The 17,477-nt window shown below is 57.3% G+C and carries 17 protein-coding genes and 1 other RNA gene; 13 read left to right on the plus strand and 5 right to left on the minus strand.

What is annotated here, in order from left to right; all coding sequences use genetic code 11:
- Window positions 1-124 precede the first annotated feature (124 nt).
- The 3 genes from zapA (at window position 125) to E5C26_RS19960 (ending at window position 1,314) form a co-directional block, all read left to right on the plus strand.
- Entirely contained in the window at window positions 125-454 is a 330-nt protein-coding gene (gene zapA / locus E5C26_RS19950) for a cell division protein ZapA (protein ID WP_012146623.1), read from the plus strand.
- A 41-nt stretch (window positions 455-495) separates the two neighbouring features.
- A non-coding RNA gene (ssrS, locus tag E5C26_RS19955) (6S RNA) lies at window positions 496-678 on the plus strand.
- A gap of 27 nt (window positions 679-705) precedes the next feature.
- The gene (locus tag E5C26_RS19960; RefSeq protein ID WP_135317845.1) at window positions 706-1,314 is read left to right on the plus strand and encodes a 5-formyltetrahydrofolate cyclo-ligase; all 609 of its coding nucleotides are present in this window, start codon (window positions 706-708) and stop codon (window positions 1,312-1,314) included.
- A 49-nt stretch (window positions 1,315-1,363) separates the two neighbouring features.
- Here E5C26_RS19960 and serA read toward each other — a convergent pair whose 3' ends face one another.
- Both serA and rpiA read right to left on the minus strand, forming a co-directional pair.
- Complete coding sequence (gene serA, locus E5C26_RS19965) at window positions 1,364-2,602, minus strand: phosphoglycerate dehydrogenase (RefSeq protein ID WP_135317846.1); 1,239 nt, start codon at window positions 2,600-2,602, stop codon at window positions 1,364-1,366.
- 302 nt (window positions 2,603-2,904) lie between these two features.
- On the minus strand, window positions 2,905-3,561 hold the full coding sequence (rpiA, locus tag E5C26_RS19970) for a ribose-5-phosphate isomerase RpiA (RefSeq protein WP_135317847.1): 657 nt from the start codon (window positions 3,559-3,561) through the stop codon (window positions 2,905-2,907).
- Between the two features lie 203 nt (window positions 3,562-3,764).
- On the opposite strand from rpiA, the gene E5C26_RS19975 reads away from it, so the two are divergent.
- Complete coding sequence (locus E5C26_RS19975; RefSeq protein WP_012146627.1) at window positions 3,765-4,658, plus strand: LysR family transcriptional regulator ArgP; 894 nt, start codon at window positions 3,765-3,767, stop codon at window positions 4,656-4,658.
- Window positions 4,659-4,808: 150 nt separating this feature from the next.
- On the opposite strand, the gene E5C26_RS19980 is transcribed toward E5C26_RS19975, so the two are convergent.
- The 3 genes from E5C26_RS19980 to E5C26_RS19990 all read right to left on the minus strand — a co-directional run bounded on the left by E5C26_RS19980 (window position 4,809) and on the right by E5C26_RS19990 (window position 7,210).
- Window positions 4,809-5,540: an oxidative stress defense protein gene (locus E5C26_RS19980; protein ID WP_012146628.1), complete on the minus strand. Its 732-nt coding sequence runs from the start codon at window positions 5,538-5,540 to the stop codon at window positions 4,809-4,811.
- A gap of 110 nt (window positions 5,541-5,650) precedes the next feature.
- Window positions 5,651-6,268: an arginine exporter ArgO gene (gene argO, locus E5C26_RS19985; RefSeq protein WP_012146629.1), complete on the minus strand. Its 618-nt coding sequence runs from the start codon at window positions 6,266-6,268 to the stop codon at window positions 5,651-5,653.
- A gap of 123 nt (window positions 6,269-6,391) precedes the next feature.
- The gene (locus E5C26_RS19990; RefSeq protein ID WP_135317848.1) at window positions 6,392-7,210 is read right to left on the minus strand and encodes an IclR family transcriptional regulator; all 819 of its coding nucleotides are present in this window, start codon (window positions 7,208-7,210) and stop codon (window positions 6,392-6,394) included.
- A 362-nt stretch (window positions 7,211-7,572) separates the two neighbouring features.
- Between E5C26_RS19990 and E5C26_RS19995 the strand changes: the two genes are divergently transcribed.
- The 9 genes from E5C26_RS19995 (at window position 7,573) to ulaD (ending at window position 17,476) form a co-directional block, all read left to right on the plus strand.
- Window positions 7,573-9,126, plus strand: coding sequence for a sugar ABC transporter ATP-binding protein (locus tag E5C26_RS19995; protein ID WP_135317849.1), 1,554 nt, complete (start codon window positions 7,573-7,575; stop codon window positions 9,124-9,126).
- Complete coding sequence (locus E5C26_RS20000) at window positions 9,119-10,201, plus strand: ABC transporter permease (protein ID WP_135317850.1); 1,083 nt, start codon at window positions 9,119-9,121, stop codon at window positions 10,199-10,201. Before E5C26_RS19995 ends, E5C26_RS20000 begins: the two co-directional genes overlap by 8 nt.
- Before the next feature lie 15 nt (window positions 10,202-10,216).
- The gene (locus tag E5C26_RS20005; protein ID WP_135317851.1) at window positions 10,217-11,317 is read left to right on the plus strand and encodes an ABC transporter substrate-binding protein; all 1,101 of its coding nucleotides are present in this window, start codon (window positions 10,217-10,219) and stop codon (window positions 11,315-11,317) included.
- Between the two features lie 11 nt (window positions 11,318-11,328).
- Window positions 11,329-12,189 carry an SMP-30/gluconolactonase/LRE family protein gene (locus E5C26_RS20010; protein ID WP_135317852.1) on the plus strand — a complete coding sequence of 287 codons (861 nt, stop codon included), beginning with the start codon at window positions 11,329-11,331 and terminating at the stop codon, window positions 12,187-12,189.
- 256 nt (window positions 12,190-12,445) lie between these two features.
- Window positions 12,446-13,444, plus strand: a complete 999-nt coding sequence (gene yiaK, locus E5C26_RS20015; protein ID WP_135317853.1) for a 3-dehydro-L-gulonate 2-dehydrogenase — start codon at window positions 12,446-12,448, stop codon at window positions 13,442-13,444.
- Window positions 13,445-13,457: 13 nt separating this feature from the next.
- Entirely contained in the window at window positions 13,458-13,928 is a 471-nt protein-coding gene (locus tag E5C26_RS20020; protein ID WP_135317854.1) for a YhcH/YjgK/YiaL family protein, read from the plus strand.
- 109 nt (window positions 13,929-14,037) lie between these two features.
- Entirely contained in the window at window positions 14,038-15,333 is a 1,296-nt protein-coding gene (locus tag E5C26_RS20025; protein ID WP_135317855.1) for an MFS transporter, read from the plus strand.
- Window positions 15,333-16,823: an FGGY-family carbohydrate kinase gene (locus E5C26_RS20030; RefSeq protein ID WP_135317856.1), complete on the plus strand. Its 1,491-nt coding sequence runs from the start codon at window positions 15,333-15,335 to the stop codon at window positions 16,821-16,823. The genes E5C26_RS20025 and E5C26_RS20030 overlap by 1 nt, the downstream gene beginning before the upstream one ends.
- Entirely contained in the window at window positions 16,820-17,476 is a 657-nt protein-coding gene (gene ulaD / locus E5C26_RS20035; protein WP_135317857.1) for a 3-keto-L-gulonate-6-phosphate decarboxylase UlaD, read from the plus strand. The genes E5C26_RS20030 and ulaD overlap by 4 nt, the downstream gene beginning before the upstream one ends.
- The last annotated feature ends 1 nt before the right edge of the window (window position 17,477 follow it).

Consider the following 17,477-nt stretch of genomic DNA (forward strand, 5'->3'; position numbering starts at 1 on the left):
GATTACAACCAGGTACTGAAAAAGGGGTTGTATCTTGGTACCGAGGTATATATAGTGGCGCCCGCTTTAGACGGCCCGGTAGGGGTTAGTTGAGGCTGGCGCGAAATTTAGGCAGGAAGGTGGCATGTCTGCACAACCAGTAGATATTCAAATTTTTGGTCGCTCTTTAAGAGTCAATTGCCCGCCAGAACAACAAGATGCGTTGAACATGGCAGCGGTCGATCTTAACGAACGGTTGCAAGATCTTAAAGTTCGCACTAGAGTCACAAATACTGAGCAGCTCGTTTTCATCGCGGCATTGAATGTTTGTCACGAACTTGCTCAAGAACGGTTGAAAACCCGTGATTATGCGTCCAATATGGAACAACGCATTCGTATGCTACAACAGACCATTGAACAGGCTTTGCTTGAACAGGGTCGCATCTCTGAACGTCAGGATGCACAATTCGAATAACTTAAATTGCTGAAATCCAAGGTTTTGGCAATGAGTACAAAATTTCTCTGAGATGTTCGCCAGCGGGCCAGTCCCCTGAGCCGATATTTAGTACCAACAGAATGTGATGATCCGCGATCGGTGTGCATGCTCGGCCCGCCGAGAAGCCTTAAGATTGCGACAGCACGTTCACCTTGAACCATGGGTTCAAGGGTTACAGCCTGCGACGGCATCTCGGAGATTCCCCTTCCTCAGCGGTAAGTGTGCTGACTATGTCTTTTCAAGCCCAGTATGCCCAGCAGCGGCAAAACATCCGTAACCAAATCCGTCAGCGTCGACGCGCTTTAACCTCTGAACAACAAAATCATTTTGCCCTGCAAACGGCCGAACGGATCGCTGCGCATCCGCGCATCCTGGCGGCACAAAACGTTGCGGTCTTTTTGTCGTTTGATGGCGAGTTGGATACCCGTCCGCTGATTGAACGGTTATGGCAGCAAGGCAAACAGGTTTATCTGCCGGTGTTGCATCCGTTTAGCCCCGGCAATTTGCTGTTCCTGCGTTACACCCCGGAAACGCCGTTGGTGAACAACCGTTTCAACATCCTTGAGCCACAGCTCGATGTGCGCAACGTCCTGCCGGTCGGGTCACTCGACGTGGTACTGACGCCCTTAGTGGCGTTTGACAGCTCGGGGCAGCGTTTGGGAATGGGCGGCGGTTTTTACGATCGCACTCTGCAAAACTGGCGCCATGCCGGGCCCTATCCGATCGGGTTGGCGCATGACTGTCAGCAGGTGGAACAGTTGCCGGTGGAGCATTGGGATATCCCGCTGCCGGAAATCATTACCCCATCGCACAATTGGGCATGGCAGATAGCCAAATAGCAAAAGGCCGGATAAATCCGGCCTTTCTTTATAGTTACAGCACGTTCAATCAGAGCAGCAGGCGAGCACGGATAGTGCCGTCAATCGCCTTCATGCGTTGCAGAGCGGCATCGGCACGTTCGGTTTCCGCTTCGATGTCGATAACCACATAGCCGATTTCCGGCCCGGTTTGCAGGTACTGCGCGGCGATGTTCACCCCTTCTTCAGCAAAGATTTGGTTAATCTGCGTCAGTACGCCAGGGCGGTTTTCATGGATGTGCAACAGGCGGCTGGCGTTAGGGCCATGCGCGGGCAGTGATACTTCAGGGAAGTTTACCGCTGACAGAGTAGAACCGTTATCGGAGTATTTCGCCAGCTTGCCGGCCACTTCATCACCGATGTTTTCCTGCGCTTCCTGAGTAGAACCGCCAATGTGCGGGGTCAGGATCACGTTGTCAAACTCGCATAACGGAGAGTTGAACGGCTCGCTGTTGGTAGCAGGCTCTTCCGGGAAGACGTCGATCGCCGCACCGGCCAAATGCTTGCTGGCCAGGACCTTACACAACTCGGGGATATCCACCACGGTGCCGCGCGAGGCGTTGATCAGAATCGAGCCTGGCTTCATCAACGCCAGCTCTTCTGCGCCCATCATATTCTTGGTCGACAGGGTTTCCGGCACGTGCAGCGTCACTACGTCGCTCATATTGAGCAGATCGGACAGGTGGCGCACCTGTTGGGCATTGCCCAACGGCAGCTTGTTCTCGATATCGTAGAAGAACACTTTCATGCCCAGGCCTTCGGCCAGGATACCCAACTGGGTGCCGATATGGCCGTAGCCAATAATCCCCAGCTTCTTGCCGCGCGCTTCAAACGAGCCGACGGCCAGTTTCTGCCACTCGCCACGGTGCGCTTTGGCGTTGGCGGAAGGAATGCCACGCAACATCAGCAGCAGTTCGCCCAGCACCATTTCAGCCACGGATCGGGTATTAGAGAAAGGTGCGTTAAACACCGGAACGCCGCGTTTGGTCGCCGCCTTCAAATCAACCTGGTTAGTACCGATACAGAAACAGCCTACCGCCACCAGCTTTTCTGCGGCAGCGAAAACTTCTTCGGTCAGATTCGTGCGCGAACGGATACCGACGAAGTGAGCATCGCGGATCGATGCCTTAAGCGCTTCGGTGTCTAACGCACCTTTGTGATATTCAATGTTGGTATATCCGGCAGCCAGCAGATTATCTACCGTGCTCTGATGAACCCCTTCCACCAACAGGAATTTAATCCTGTCTTTCTCCAATGATACTTTTGCCATTTACCCGACCCTATTGTTCAGACTTCAGAAGCGGCTGTTGTGAAACAGCACGCATCCAACATAACAAAAATAACGCAGGCGGCAATACAAACGATTGCCCACCCGTCAGTACAAGGCTCAGCGTTGTTGGCGGTTTCTGGCAGAAAATGCCATAGGGAAAGAAATAGGCAGAAGCTTCGTGGAGCTATCGCTCGCAATGTGACATATGTCACCAAATTTGGCGCTTTTAATAAAAGATATTTTAACCAGTGAATTATGCGGTCCGGTGGGATCCAAGACCGCATACCTGCTGGGGTACTACATTACTCGACAACCTTCACGCCGTCTGGCGTACCCACCAGCGCCACATCGGCACCCCGGTTGGCGAACAGACCCACGGTCACCACACCGGCGATGCCGTTGATTTTGTTTTCCAGCGCAATGGCGTCCATGATGCTCAGGTTATGCACATCGAGGATCACGTTGCCGTTATCGGTCAGCACATTCTGACGATACTCCGGCAGCCCGCCCAATTTTACCAGCTCACGCGCGACGTAAGAGCGCGCCATCGGGATCACTTCTACCGGCAGCGGGAATTTACCCAACACTTCAACCTGTTTGCTGGAATCAACAATACAGATAAATTTGCGCGCGATAGCAGCGATGATTTTTTCACGCGTCAGTGCCGCACCGCCGCCTTTGATCATCTGCATATGGCGATTGATTTCATCCGCGCCGTCGACATAAATATCCAGTGAATCCACTTCATTGCTGTCGAAAACGTGGATACCGAGGCTTTTCAGCTTGGCGGTGGAAGCGTCAGAGCTGGACACCGCCCCTTCGATCTGGTGCTTGATCGAGCCGAGCGCGTCAATAAAGTGGGCGGCGGTCGAGCCAGTACCGACCCCAACGATGGTGCCCGGGGTAACGTAATCCAGTGCTGCCCAGCCAACCGCTTTTTTCAGTTCATCCTGCGTCATAATATGTCCATTGCCTCTGTACGAAAACGTGTGCGTATTATAGGGTAAATCGCTAATTTTCACTTAGGCAGGATCACACTTCTTCACGCCAGGCCGCATTTTTAGGCGCGGTGCGGCAAGATGGCCCGGTGATTTTCCACCTGTAATACACCAGAGATGTGGCATAGTGCCTGTATCAATTTACTTTAAGGGATATCTTTCCGATGAAACGCCCAGACTATCGAACGCTACAAGCGCTGGACGCGGTGATCCGTGAGCGTGGCTTTGAGCGCGCCGCGCAAAAACTTTGTATCACACAATCGGCAGTATCCCAGCGCATCAAGCAGTTGGAAAACCTGTTTGGCCAACCGCTGTTGGTGCGTACCGTGCCGCCACGCCCGACCGAACAGGGCCAAAAGCTGCTGGCGCTGCTGCACCAGGTGGAATTACTGGAAGAAGAGTGGCTGGGTAACGATACCGGCATTGATACGCCGCTGCTGCTGTCGCTGGCGGTTAACGCCGACAGCCTGGCGACCTGGCTGCTGCCGGCATTGAAACCGGTACTGACAGACTCCCCTATCCGCCTGAATCTGCAGGTAGAAGACGAAACCCGCACTCAGGAACGCTTGCGCCGTGGTGAAGTGGTGGGTGCGGTGAGTATCCAGCCGCAGCCGCTGCCAAGCTGCCTGGTGGATCAACTGGGCGCGCTGGATTATCTGTTTGTCGCCTCGAAAGGTTTTGCCGAGCGCTACTTCCCAAATGGCGTTACGCGCTCTGCGCTGCTGAAAGCGCCTGCAGTGGCGTTCGATCATCTCGACGACATGCATCAGGCTTTCCTGCAGCAGAACTTTGATCTGTCGCCGGGCAGCGTGCCCTGCCATATCGTGAACTCGTCGGAAGCCTTCGTGCAGTTGGCGCGTCAGGGCACCACCTGCTGTATGATCCCGCATCTGCAAATTGAGAAAGAGTTGGCTTCGGGTGAACTGATCGATCTGACGCCGGGCCTGTTCCAGCGCCGCATGCTGTTCTGGCACCGCTTCGCACCGGAGAGCCGCATGATGCGTAAAGTGACCGATGCCCTGCTGGAGCACGGCCGCCAGGTTCTGCGCCAGGATTAAATAGAAAAGGTTGCGGACATCGTGATCTGTTATTTCATGGTAGGGGCGCTGCAAGCTGCGCCCTAGTTCAGAATCAATGGGTTAAATCGGGTCGAACATGTTCGACCCCTACCGATTTAGCCCTTGCGTGGCTTTGTCAGCCAGTCTGAATTATTGCGCCGCGTTGCGCTGCAGCTCAAACACTACATCCACCTGATCGTCAAAGTGAATGCTTTGCTGTTCGTAGGTTTGCGCCGCGTCGCTTTCCGCTGCCGCACCTGCCGATTTGTACATGCGCGCTACCGGCATCGGCTGGTAGTTGGCGACATGGTAACGAATACTGTACACCGGCCCCAGCTTGGCGTTAAAGCCTTTCGCCAGGGAAGCGGCTTGCTGAGTCGCGTTCTCGATGGCTTTCTGACGTGCCTGCTCACGGTAGACGTCCGGTTTTGCCACGCCCAGCTCAACGGAGCGGATCTCATTGAGACCGGATTTCAACGCCCCGTCCAGCAGCTCGTTCAACTTGTCCAACTGACGCAACGTCACCTGTACCTGGCGTACCGCACGGTAGCCTTTCAGCACCGACTCACCGGTTTTCAGGTAATCATATTCCGGCTGGGTGCGCAGGTTGGCGGCGCTGATGTCTTTCTTCTCAATATTGTTTTTCTGCAGGAAATCAAAATATTGCGCTACGCGCTCATCAACCTGCTTCTTCGCCTGGGCGGCGTCTTTGGATGAAACGCTGACCTCGATCGCCAGGGTGGCGATATCTGGCGTCGCGTCAACGCTGGAGGTGCCCGAGGTCACTACGTGCGGCCCTTCCGGCACTTCTGCCGCCTGCAGCGCCAGAGGTAACGTCCCTAATCCAATCATTGCGGCCATAGCCAATGCTTTAAGCTTCACGGTGTCTCCTTGATGACAGGCTCTAACTGATTACCGGCCTGAAGGCCAGTTCCTTGGCATCAAAGCTAGCATATCGCACGGGTTTTTGAATTCGGATTAGTGACAAATTCTTATAAACTTGCCCCTTGCCAGGCCAACTGCAAGGCGATGCCCCACATCACCACCCCAACCAAGGTATTAATGATGCGCTGCGCCATTTGGGTTTTCAGCCAGGGTGCCAGCCAGGAGGCCAACAGCGCCAGGGCGAAGAACCAAACCACGGAAGCGCTCACTGCCCCCAGCGCAAACCAGGAACGTACGTCCGGCGTCAGTTGACCGCCCAAACTTCCCAGCACCACAAAGGTGTCGAGATAGACATGCGGGTTCAGCCAGGTCACCGCCAGCATGGTCACCACCAGCCGCCAGCGGCTTTGCTTCAGTTCCTCGGCCGTCGCCAGCGCCAGTTGCCGACTGAAGGCGGTACGAAATGCCCCCCAGCCATACCACAGCAGAAAAGCTACCCCGCCCCAGGTGACCAGCGCCAGCAGCAGCGGCGAGCGGCTCAGTAAGGCGCTACCACCGAAAATCCCGCCGCAGATCAGCACGATATCGCTCAGCGCGCACAGCGAAGCGACCATCAGATGATACTGGCGACGTATGCCCTGATTCATGACAAAAACGTTTTGTGGGCCAAGCGGCAGGATCATCGCGGCGCTCAGGGCGAAGCCCTGCAAAAAGACAGCTAGCATGGTATTCCTCAAGGAGAAAAAAGCGCCGGGCAGCGGCGCGTATCGGTCAATACGCGCATCATAGGAGGAAAAAATTATTAGGTGAAATTGATAATTCTAATCAAGTATCAGTAATACTAATAATCAGGCCGGAGTAACAAATCCCAGCTCCTGAGAAATACGCTTTGCGGTCGCCAGCACCGGCTTAATCAGGGCCTTGACACCGATCTGTTGCAGCTTGGCGGTCGGCAAGGATACCGATACCGCATAGGGCACCCGCTGCTGAATATCAAATACCGGCGCCGCCACGCAGGACACCCCCAGCTCATTCTCTTCACGATCCATCGCCATACCCTGCTGGCGAATATCGGCCAGTTCCTCATACATCTTCGGCAGCTCAGTGATGGTATTACGCGTCAGCGTCTGAATTTCATGCTGATGGGTTTGCCAGTAGCGATCGGGATAATCGCTGTTGCCATAGGCCATAAAAATCTTGCCCATCGCCGAGCAATACAGCGGCATATGCTGCCCGATATATGCGCGGGTGCGCATCATGCCGGTGGTCGGCTCCAGCTTGTAGATCAAAATGACATGGTCGTCTTCGCGGCTGGAAAAGTTGACCGTCTCCCCGACTTCCAGATTGAGTCGTTCCAGGTGCGGTGCAGCGACATGGATAATATTCAGCGAGGAAAGCGCCTTCTGACCGACAGAAATAAACTTGGTGGTCAGGCGATAGCTGCCAGGCGACGGTGCCTGTGTGACGTAGCCGCTGGTATGTAGCCCTTGCAGCAGGCGATGGACGGTACTTTTGTTCATGCCGGCCAACTCGGACAGGTGCGCCAGTGGGCAGCCGTTAGGGAAGTTGCTCAGGATCTCTATCAGTTGCAAACCGCGGAACAGGCTTTGGCTACCCAGGGGTTTGTCTTTCTTGTCATCTTTCTCGTCGACAGCTTTCAGGCTCATAGCGCAATTTCTCCAGTGTCGAGCCGCCAACCAACGCCACGGCGTGGTAAACGGACCCTTTGCCGGGAATGTTACCCCAAGGCCCGCATCAGGTGAAGACGGAACGCCGTTTCATTGTCGTCAGCGGGTTCAAAACCCGCAACATTCCGCTAACTTCCGAAGTGAGTTATGCGTCACAATTCCGCAAAGATATAAATAACCAATTGTTTTAAAAAGATAATTAAAACCCCTCCGGCTTTGCTTTAGATCGCCAATCGGCATATTATTTTTGAAATTGAATTTCGCATATTGAAATTTAAAGGCGATATAACCACCAATCAGCATCACGCCGATCGCGGATGCAGGGACCAGGGGCGCATCACATGACACCAGAAAATGCGGAACAACCCATTCTCACTCTCAGCCATATCGTCAAACGCTTTGGTGGCAACGTCGCGGTGAATGACGTCAGCCTGCAGGTGATGCCAGGCGAGGTGCTGGCCTTGCTGGGCGAAAATGGCGCGGGCAAATCGACGCTGATTAAGGTACTGGCCGGGGTTTACCCACGCGACGGTGGCGATATTCAGTTTCAAGGGGCCAGCATAGCCTCCGCCGCGGCGATAAAAAGTGACAGCCGCCAGCCTATTGCCTTTATTCATCAGGATCTCGGGTTAATCGAATGGATGACAGTAGCGGAAAACATGGCGCTGGTGATGGGTTTCCCGCGCCGTTTCGGCCTGATCGATTGGCGTGCCATCCGCCACCGCGCCGTTCAGGCACTGCAGGATGTCGGCATAGCGTTGGATCCCGACGCTAGGGTCTTCGAACTGTCACGTACCGAAAAATCGCTGCTGGCGATAGCCCGGGCAGTCGCGGTCAACGCCGAACTGCTGGTGCTCGATGAACCCACCGCTTCACTGCCCGCCAACGATGTGCGCCACCTGTTCGCGGTGATTAACCGACTGCGCGACAAAAAGGTCGGCATGATTTACGTCACCCATCGGCTGGATGAAGTGATCGAAATTGCCGACCGGGTGTGCGTCATGCGCGACGGCCGTTACGTCGCGGGTGGCAATACAGCCGACTATTCGCTGCGCGATCTGGTGCAGATGATCGTCGGCGAAGCGATGGCGGACGATCAGCGTGAACCCCTGCCCGAAAATCGGCCGCCCGTGCTGCAGCTCAATAACGTGGTGGTCGGCGATATCGGCCCGGTCAGCTTCACTCTGCAACCGGGGGAAATGCTGGCGCTGGCCGGTCTGCGCGGTGCCGGGCAGGAAGAGATTGGCCGGTTGCTGTTCGGCCTGCGTCACGCCGATGAGGGCGAAATCCGCTTTCGCGACCAGGCCTATAGCGCCAGCAGCCCACAGCAAGCCATGGCCTGCGGCGTATCCCTGGTCGCGGGCGACCGTACCGGCGAAAGCCTGGTGATGTCGATGAGCGTGCGTGAAAACCTGTTTATCAACCCCGTGGCCAGCGGCCACAAACTGCTGTCACGCTACAGCCGCCGGGCCGAGATCGGTGCCAGTTGGTGGAAAGTCCAGTTGTTCGACGTGCGGCCCAAGGACGTCAATATCGATATCAGCGCCCTGTCCGGCGGTAACCAGCAAAAGGTGGTAATGGCACGCTGGATGCACCTGGGCGCCCCACTGCTGATCCTGGAAGATCCCACCGCCGGCGTAGACGTCGGTGCGCGGGCAGAAATCTACCATCTGTTGAATAAATCCCTGGAGGAAGGCGTGGCGGTATTGGTTATCTCCAACGACTTTGAGGAGATCGCCCATATCTGCAACCGCGCACTGGTGTTTAACCGGGGAAAAGTGGTCGGCGAGCTGAAAAATCAGCAGGTGTCATTCGCCAATTTATTGGAACTGGCCTCCGCCAGCGCCGGGGAAATTCTCGAGACCAGATTAGAATCTGAGGTGGGTCATGTCTAAAACATCTGTTAAATCAACGGCACTGGAGCAAAGGGTCAGCCTGTCGCAGGACGGCACCGGCCCGTGGCTGATGCAGGTTCTTACCCGCTACGGCCTGCTGCTGTTGTGCATTGCGCTGGTGATCCTGTTTTCACTGATCTCCCCCACGTTCGCCTCAATGCTGACGCTGCAGGCGATCCTCTCCAGCAAAGCCAAGATCGCCCTGCTGGCGCTGGCGGCGACCATCCCGATGATCGTCGGCAAAATTGACCTTAACGTCGGCTTCGGCATCGTGCTGTGGCATATCCTGGCCATTACCTTGCAGGTGGAATACGGCTTTTCGTGGCAGATGGCGGTGCTGACGGTGCTGGCACTCTCCGCGCTGTATGGCCTGTTGAACGGCATTTTGGTGGCGCTGGCGGATATCGACAGTTTCGTCGCCACCCTCGGATCCGGCACCGTGCTGTATGCCATTGCGCTGTGGCACTCCGGCGGGCGACAGATCGTCGGCGATCTGCCGGACGCCTTTACCGCTCTGCATCACACCGAGATCGGCGGGATCCCGATCGTGGCGTTCTACGTGTTGATCGTCGCGGTGGTGCTGTGGTTGATCACCGAACACACGCCGCTGGGCCGTTGCATGTATGCCGTGGGCGGTAACCCGGCGGCGGCGCGGCTGAACGGCATTTCGGTCAATCGCTTTACTATCGGTGCCTTTATCGCCTCCAGCGTACTGACCGGTTTTAGCGGGGTTTTGATCGCCGCCGAGCAAGGCGTTGGCCAGGCCAGCGTTGGCATGGATTATCTCTTACCCGCGCTGGTGGGCGCCTTCCTCGGCAGCACCACCATTCGTCCCGGCCGGGTTAACGTTTGGGGCACCGTGGTCGGCATCGCCATTCTGGCTATCGGCATCGCCGGTATCCAGCAGTTCGGCGGCGAATTCTGGGTCGAACCCTTGTTTAACGGCGCGACGCTGTTGCTGTCAATCACGCTGGCGGGCTATGCCCAACGCCGTCGGCTACTCAATCAAAAAGCGGTTCAACGCAGCCCAGCCACTCCGGCTGATAAAAATAACCATAAAGCGATCAATCCTTAACCAGGAGTTCACCGAATGAAACGTCTTTGGATATTGCCCACTACCCTGCTGCTGGCCAGCTATACCTCATCCGCCTGGGCCGATGCCTATCTCGACCAGGCCACGGCGGCGGTCACCAAGGCCACCGCCAGCGTGACCCAGTGGGACGGGCCAACCAGTGGGCCAAAGTTACTGGCCAACAAAAAAATCATCTTTATCGCTTCGGACATGAAAAACGGCGGCGTGCAGGGCGTGCAGGAAGGGCTGAGTGAAGCGGCGAAAGCGGCCGGCTGGAAATTGGAAACCCTGGACGGCGGCGGCTCGGTGAAAGATCAGCTGGCGTCGCTGAACCAGGCGATTGCCCAGAAGCCGGACGGCATCGTGATCGGCGGCTGGAACCCGAACGTGGCCAAGATCCCGCTGAAAAAAGCTATCCAGCAAGGCATTGTGCTGACCGCCTGGCATGCAGTGCCTGAGCCGGGACCGATCGCCAAATACAACGTGTTTTACAATGTCACCTCCGACTCCAACGAAGTGGCGCGCATCGCTGCCCAGTATGCGGTGGTGCAGTCCGGCGGCAAGGCCAGCGTGTTGATCTTTACCGATTCGCTGTATCAAATCGCGCTGGACAAGGCCAACGTGATGAAAGAGGAAATCGGCAAATGCAGTGGCTGCAAGGTGGTCGAGTTTATCGACACCCCGCTGGCGGATACCGCCAACCGCATGCCGGCCATGACTTTCAGCCTGCTGCAAAAATACGGCGACCAATTCCAGTACGCACTGGCCATTAACGATCTGTATTTTGATTTTATGGCCCCGGCGCTGAAAACTGCCGGCAAAGGCGGCACCAATGCGCCCTACAGCATCTCGGCCGGTGACGGCTCTATTTCCGCCTACCAACGCATCCGCTCCGGCGGCAGCCAGTCGGCGACGGTGCCGGAACCGCTCAAACTGCACGGCTGGCAACTGCTGGATGAGTTCAACCGCGCCTTCGCCAAACAGCCGCCTTCCGGCTATGTCACCCCGGCGCACCTGGTGACCCGCGACAATATCACCGCCGACGGTGGCAGTAGCAACCTGTATGACCCGCAGAATGATTATCAGGGCCACTACAAAGCCATTTGGGGCGTGAAGTAAGCGGAGGCAGCATGAACCCACTGATGACAGATCACCCGCTTGAACGCCTGTGCTCACCGGCCATCTGGGCCGAGGGGCCGGTGTGGCTGCCGCAGCAGGACGCGGTGGTGTTCAGCGATGTGAAAGGCAACCGCATGTTCCACTGGTCGCGACAGGGGAAGCTCAGCCTTTGGCGCTCCCCGTCGCACTACGCCAACGGCAATGCGCGCGACGTCGAAGGCCGGGTGATCAGTTGCGAGCACGGGCGGCGCGGTATCAGCCGCACCGAAAGCAGCGGCGAGGTGCGAATGCTGGTCGATCGGGTAGACGGCAAGCGCTTCAACTCCCCCAATGATCTGGTGGTTCGCTCCGACGGCACAATTTGGTTTACCGACCCACCCTATGGCATCACCAGTGATGAAGAGGGTTACAAATCGGAAAGCCAGATCATCGGCTGCTACCTCTACTGTTTTGATCCGCGTGACGGCTCGCTGAACATTGCCGCCAGTGACCTGCAGCGGCCAAACGGCCTGGCGTTTTCACCGGATGAATCACTGTTATATGTGGCGGACATGTCGATCGTCGATTTCCCGACCCTCGGACGCAGTGAATTGCGGGTGTATCAGGTTAATGGGCGTGAACTGGACGCCGGTCGGCGTTTCGCCGACGTGGCCCCCGGTTTCCCGGACGGCTTTTGTGTTGATGGGATAGGTAACATTTTTTGCAGCTGTGCCGACGGGGTACTGATCTTCAACAGCCAGGGAAAACTGCTGGGTAAGATTGAGGTGCCGGAACGCGTCTCTAACTGCATCTTCGGGGGGCCGGACGGCAATGAGTTGTACATTACCGCCACCAGCTCGTTATACCGTAGAGTACTGAATACTCACGGATAACGGGGGTAAATGATATTGGCAGAGCGGGCCTATTCCGCTCTGCTTTGTCACGCCTGAAGCACGTCAACGCCCCAAAACGTGTCGTCGATCACAAATTCATCAAATTAATTTAACACACTGTTTTATATAAATAACTTTCTCCTCCGTCGCTTTGACTTCGTTTAACCGCAGGTATAGCATTTATTTGAAATGCAATTCCGTATAATGAAATTTAAAGAACACAAAATAAACAAATGCGCCGTAGCGGAGAATCAGCATGAGAGTGAGTTACACCGATCTAAAGCAGCAATTCAAACGCGTGCTCCTGGCACGGGGCGTGGTGGAAGGCACCGCCGATGACTGTGCCGGTATGTTCGCCGACACCTCCGCCAGCGGCGTTTACTCCCACGGCGTTAACCGTTTTCCGCGTTTTATTCAGCAGTTGGACGCCGGCGATATCGTACCGGACGCCGAGCCCAGCAAGCTGCTGTCGCTGGGTGCCATCGAGCAGTGGGACGCCCATCAGGGCATAGGTAACCTCACCGCCCGCAAGATGATGGATCGCGCCATGCAGTTAGCCGACGGCCACGGCATCGGACTGGTGGCACTGCGTAATGCCAACCACTGGATGCGCGGCGGCGGCTACGGCTGGCAGGCGGCGGAGAAAGGCTATATCGGTATTTGCTGGACCAACTCGGCGGCCGTGATGCCGCCCTGGGGGGGCAAAGAGTGCCGTATCGGCACCAACCCGCTGATTGTGGCAGTGCCGGGTAACCCGATCACCATGGTGGATATGTCGATGTCGATGTTCTCCTATGGCGCGCTGGAGCTGAACCGGCTGGCGGGCAAAACCCTGCCGGTGGACGGCGGCTTTGACAACGACGGGCAACTGACGCGCGATCCGGCCACCATTGAAGAGAACCGTCGCATTCTGCCGATGGGCTACTGGAAAGGATCGGCGCTGTCGGTCGTGTTGGATATGATCGCCACCCTGCTTTCCGGCGGATCTTCAGTCGCGGAAGTCACCGAGGACAACAGTGATGAGTACGGCGTGTCGCAGGTGTTTATCGCCATCGAGATCGAACGCTTAATCGACGGGCCCACCCGCGATGCAAAACTGCAGCGCATCATGGACTACATCACCAGCGCCGAACGCGATAACCCGGAGGTGGCTATCCGCCTGCCGGGTCACAAATTCCCGCGCATTCATGCAGAAAACATGCGCGACGGCATCCCGGTGGATGAGCGCATCTGGGCGCGCATTCAGGCGCTGTAACAGGAGAGAAACCATGATCTTCGGCCATATCGCCCATACCTCGCCGGAGCAGTATCCGGCACCGGTGGCTCACGCCATCGCCTATTTGCAAAGCACGGATTTCAGCACCCTGCCCGCCGGACGTTATCAGGATCCTGCGACCGGCTACGTGGTACAGGTGCTGGATCTGCATACCCAACAGCCGAGCGATCTGCGGCCCGAAGTGCACCGTCAAAATGTTGACGTGCAGTTTCTGGTCAGCGGCAGCGAATTGATCGGCGTGGCGGCGGATCGTGGCGATAACCCGATCCATCAGGAATTACTGGCGCAGCGCGACATTATTTTTTATCAGGACGTCGCGGATGAATCCTGGTTAACCCTACAGCCCGGTAATTTTGCGGTATTTTTCCCGCAGGATGTTCATCGCCCGGCCTGTATTCATCAACAGCCCTGCGCTATTCGCAAAGTGGTGGTGAAAATACCGCTGGCATTATTTAGCGCCTGACCGACAGCAAAGAAATTAAAGATAAAAAATCATCGGCCTACGGGTCGGTGTGGGCGCCCCTGCGCCTTAAACCACCAAAACAATAAAATCTGACCCTACAGGTGTATATATGAATATTGCCTCTGTTTCTGTCACTCAAAACCAGGCGATCCCCAAATTACGCTGGCTGCGGATCGTGCCGCCGATCCTGATTACCTGCATCATTTCCTATATGGACCGGGTGAACATCGCCTTCGCCATGCCCGGTGGTATGGATGCCGAGCTGGGTATTACCGCCTCGATGGCCGGGTTGGCCGGTGGCATCTTCTTTATCGGTTATCTGTTCCTGCAGGTACCTGGCGGCAAGCTGGCGGTGTACGGCAACGGCAAGAAATTCATCGGCTGGTCGCTGCTGGCCTGGGCGATTATTTCGGTGCTGACCGGGCTGGTCAGTAACCAGTACCAGCTGTTGTTCCTGCGCTTTGCCCTGGGTGTCTCCGAGGGCGGCATGCTGCCGGTGGTGCTGACCATGATCAGCAACTGGTTCCCGGACAAGGAACGCGGGCGCGCCAATGCCATCGTCATCATGTTCGTGCCGATTGCCGGTATTCTCACCGCCCCGCTGTCCGGCTGGATCATCACCGTCTGGGACTGGCGCATGCTGTTCCTGGTGGAAGGCGCGCTGTCGCTGGTAGTGATGGTGCTGTGGTATTTCACCATCAGCAACCGCCCGCAGGAAGCCAGGTGGATTTCAGCAGCGGAAAAAGACTACCTGATCAAAACGCTGCATGACGAACAACTGCTGATCAAAGGCAAAACGGTGCGCAACGCCTCGCTGCGCCGGGTACTGGGCGACAAGATCATGTGGCAACTGATCCTGGTGAACTTCTTCTACCAGACCGGGATTTACGGCTACACCCTGTGGCTGCCGACCATCCTCAAGGGGCTGACCAACGGCAATATGGAACAGGTGGGGATGTTGGCGATCCTGCCCTACATCGGTGCCATCTTCGGCATGCTGGTGATTTCCTCACTCTCCGATCGTACCGGTAAACGCAAAATCTTCGTCGCGCTGCCGCTGGCCTGCTTCGCCATCTGCATGGCGTTGTCGGTACTGCTGAAAGATCACATCTGGTGGTCCTACGCCGCACTGGTCGGCTGCGGGGTATTCATCCAGGCCGCCGCCGGGGTGTTCTGGACCATTCCGCCCAAACTGTTCAACGCCGAAGTGGCCGGTGGCGCACGTGGTGTGATCAACGCGCTGGGCAACCTGGGCGGCTTCTGCGGCCCCTATATGGTCGGCGTATTGATCAGCCTGTTCAGCAAGGACGTCGGCGTTTACAGCCTGGCGGTGTCGCTGGCCATTGCCTCGGTGCTGGCGCTGATGCTGCCGAACAAATGCGACCAAAGCGCGAGGGCCGAATAATGGACTATTGGCTGGGGCTGGACTGCGGCGGCACCTTTATCAAGGCCGGGCTGTATGACCGTCAGGGCACAGAGCTGGGTATTGCCCGGCGCAACCTGGAGATTATTTCGCCCCAGCCCGGTTGGGCGCAGCGGGATATGCCTGCGCTGTGGCACACCGCTGCCGAGGTGATCCGTGAACTGCTGACCCGCAACCAGATTGCCGCCGGAGATATTCAGGCCATCGGCATCTCGGCACAGGGTAAAGGCGCGTTTCTGCTGGATCAGCAAGGGCAGCCACTGGGCAACGCCATGCTGTCGTCTGACCAGCGGGCACTGACGCTGGTGCAGGAATGGCAAAAACAGGGTGTGCCGCAAGCGCTGTATCCGCAGACCCGGCAAACGCTGTGGACCGGCCATCCGGTGTCGCTGCTGCGCTGGGTTCGGCAACATCAGCCGGAACGTTATCGCCAGATTGGCAGCGTGCTGATGGCCCACGATTACCTGCGCTACTGCCTGACCGGCGAGTTGGCCTGTGAAGAAACCAATATCTCCGAATCCAATCTTTACCAGATGGCCGCGGGGCGCTATGACCCGGCGCTGGCACAGCTACTGGGCATTGGCGACATCATACCGGCCCTGCCGCCGATTGTCGGTTCGGCCGACATCGCCGGGCGGGTCAACGCTGCCGCTGCGACGGCAACCGGGCTATTGGCGGGTACGCCAGTGGTCGGCGGGCTGTTCGACGTAGTGTCCACCGCGCTGTGCGCCGGGTTACACGATGAAACCAGGCTCAACGCAGTGATGGGCACCTGGTCGGTGACCAGCGGCATTACCGACGAAATCACCGAAGGTTTCGACCACCCGTTTGTCTACGGTCGCCACGCCGAAGCCGGTAAATACATTGTGCACGAAGCCAGCCCAACCTCTGCCGCCAACCTTGAGTGGTTTTGCCGTCAATGGGGGCTACAGGATTACGCCCAGCTCAACGACTGGGTGGCAACGCTGCCGAAGGCCGACAGCAGCCTGCTGTTTGTTCCCTTCCTGTACGGCTCCAACGCCGGGCTGGGCCTGAGCGCCAGCTTCCACGGCATGCAGGCCTTCCATCAGCGCGAACATCTGGTACAGGCAATTTACGAAGGCGTGGTGTTCTGCCATATGACCCACCTTAACCGCATGCGACAACGCTTTCCCAAGGCCACCGCGCTGCGCGTCACCGGCGGCCCGGCCAAATCCGCCCCCTGGATGCAAATGTTCGCCGACGTCAGCGGCCTGCCGGTGGAACTGCCGCAGGTGGAAGAAACCGGCTGCCTGGGTGCCGCCATGGCGGCAATGGTCGGCAGCGGCGTATTCAGCGATTTCACCGCCGCCCAGCGAGCGCTGGCACCGCGCATCGAACGGGTGCTGCCGGACGATGCCGCCGCTGAGGCTTACGGTAAAAAATATCACCGTTATCAGGCGCTGGTAGCCACGCTGCAAACGCTCAATCAACCCGGTAAGGAGGCCCTATGAGCAATAAACCGCGCCTGCAACTGGCGCTCGATCACACCCGGCTGGACGCCGCCCTGCAAACGGCAGAACGCCTGCAGCCGCACGTCGACATCATCGAGGCCGGCACCATTTTATGCATCAGCGCCGGTATTCAGGCCGTGAGCGCACTGCGTGAACGCTGCCCACAACATACGCTGGTGGCCGACCTGAAAGTGGCCGATGCCGGTGGCACGCTGGCGCAACAGGCCTTCAGCCACGGCGCCAACTGGATGACGGTGATCTGCGCCGCGCCGTTAGCCACCATGGCCAGCGCACTGGAAGTGGCGCAACAGCATCAGGGCGAGATCCAGATTGAGCTGTTTGGCCGCTGGACGCTGGACGATGCCCGGCACTGGCGCGAGCTTGGCATCCGCCAGGCCATCTATCACCGTGGCCGCGACGCGCAGGCCAGCGGACAAACCTGGGGCCGAGAGGATTTGGATCTGATGAAGGCGTTGTCGGATCTGGGCATTGAGCTGTCGGTCACCGGCGGCATCACCCCGACCGATTTGCCGCTGTTTAAGGACATCGCCGTCACCGCCTTTATCGTCGGCCGGGCGCTGGCGGAGGCTGCCGATCCGCTGGCCGCCGCCGGTCAGTTCCGCACCGTCATTGATGACATCTGGAGAAGTTGAT

This window comes from Serratia proteamaculans (genome assembly GCF_004684015.1).
GTDB classification, from domain to species: Bacteria; Pseudomonadota; Gammaproteobacteria; order Enterobacterales; family Enterobacteriaceae; genus Serratia; species Serratia proteamaculans_F.

Bases quoted from the DNA above. Each gene is read 5' to 3' on its own strand.
- E5C26_RS20020 (WP_135317854.1), top strand. From the start codon at position 13,458: ATGATCTTCGGCCATATCGCCCATACCTCGCCGGAGCAGTATCCGGCA.
- E5C26_RS20025 (WP_135317855.1), top strand. From the start codon at position 14,038: ATGAATATTGCCTCTGTTTCTGTCACTCAAAACCAGGCGATCCCCAAA.
- E5C26_RS19990 (WP_135317848.1), bottom strand. From the start codon at position 7,210: ATGAGCCTGAAAGCTGTCGACGAGAAAGATGACAAGAAAGACAAACCC.
- serA (WP_135317846.1), bottom strand. From the start codon at position 2,602: ATGGCAAAAGTATCATTGGAGAAAGACAGGATTAAATTCCTGTTGGTG.
- E5C26_RS20030 (WP_135317856.1), top strand. From the start codon at position 15,333: ATGGACTATTGGCTGGGGCTGGACTGCGGCGGCACCTTTATCAAGGCC.
- ulaD (WP_135317857.1), top strand. From the start codon at position 16,820: ATGAGCAATAAACCGCGCCTGCAACTGGCGCTCGATCACACCCGGCTG.
- E5C26_RS20000 (WP_135317850.1), top strand. From the start codon at position 9,119: ATGTCTAAAACATCTGTTAAATCAACGGCACTGGAGCAAAGGGTCAGC.
- E5C26_RS19960 (WP_135317845.1), top strand. From the start codon at position 706: ATGTCTTTTCAAGCCCAGTATGCCCAGCAGCGGCAAAACATCCGTAAC.
- E5C26_RS20005 (WP_135317851.1), top strand. From the start codon at position 10,217: ATGAAACGTCTTTGGATATTGCCCACTACCCTGCTGCTGGCCAGCTAT.
- argO (WP_012146629.1), bottom strand. From the start codon at position 6,268: ATGCTAGCTGTCTTTTTGCAGGGCTTCGCCCTGAGCGCCGCGATGATC.
- rpiA (WP_135317847.1), bottom strand. From the start codon at position 3,561: ATGACGCAGGATGAACTGAAAAAAGCGGTTGGCTGGGCAGCACTGGAT.
- E5C26_RS19995 (WP_135317849.1), top strand. From the start codon at position 7,573: ATGACACCAGAAAATGCGGAACAACCCATTCTCACTCTCAGCCATATC.
- yiaK (WP_135317853.1), top strand. From the start codon at position 12,446: ATGAGAGTGAGTTACACCGATCTAAAGCAGCAATTCAAACGCGTGCTC.
- zapA (WP_012146623.1), top strand. From the start codon at position 125: ATGTCTGCACAACCAGTAGATATTCAAATTTTTGGTCGCTCTTTAAGA.
- E5C26_RS19975 (WP_012146627.1), top strand. From the start codon at position 3,765: ATGAAACGCCCAGACTATCGAACGCTACAAGCGCTGGACGCGGTGATC.
- E5C26_RS20010 (WP_135317852.1), top strand. From the start codon at position 11,329: ATGAACCCACTGATGACAGATCACCCGCTTGAACGCCTGTGCTCACCG.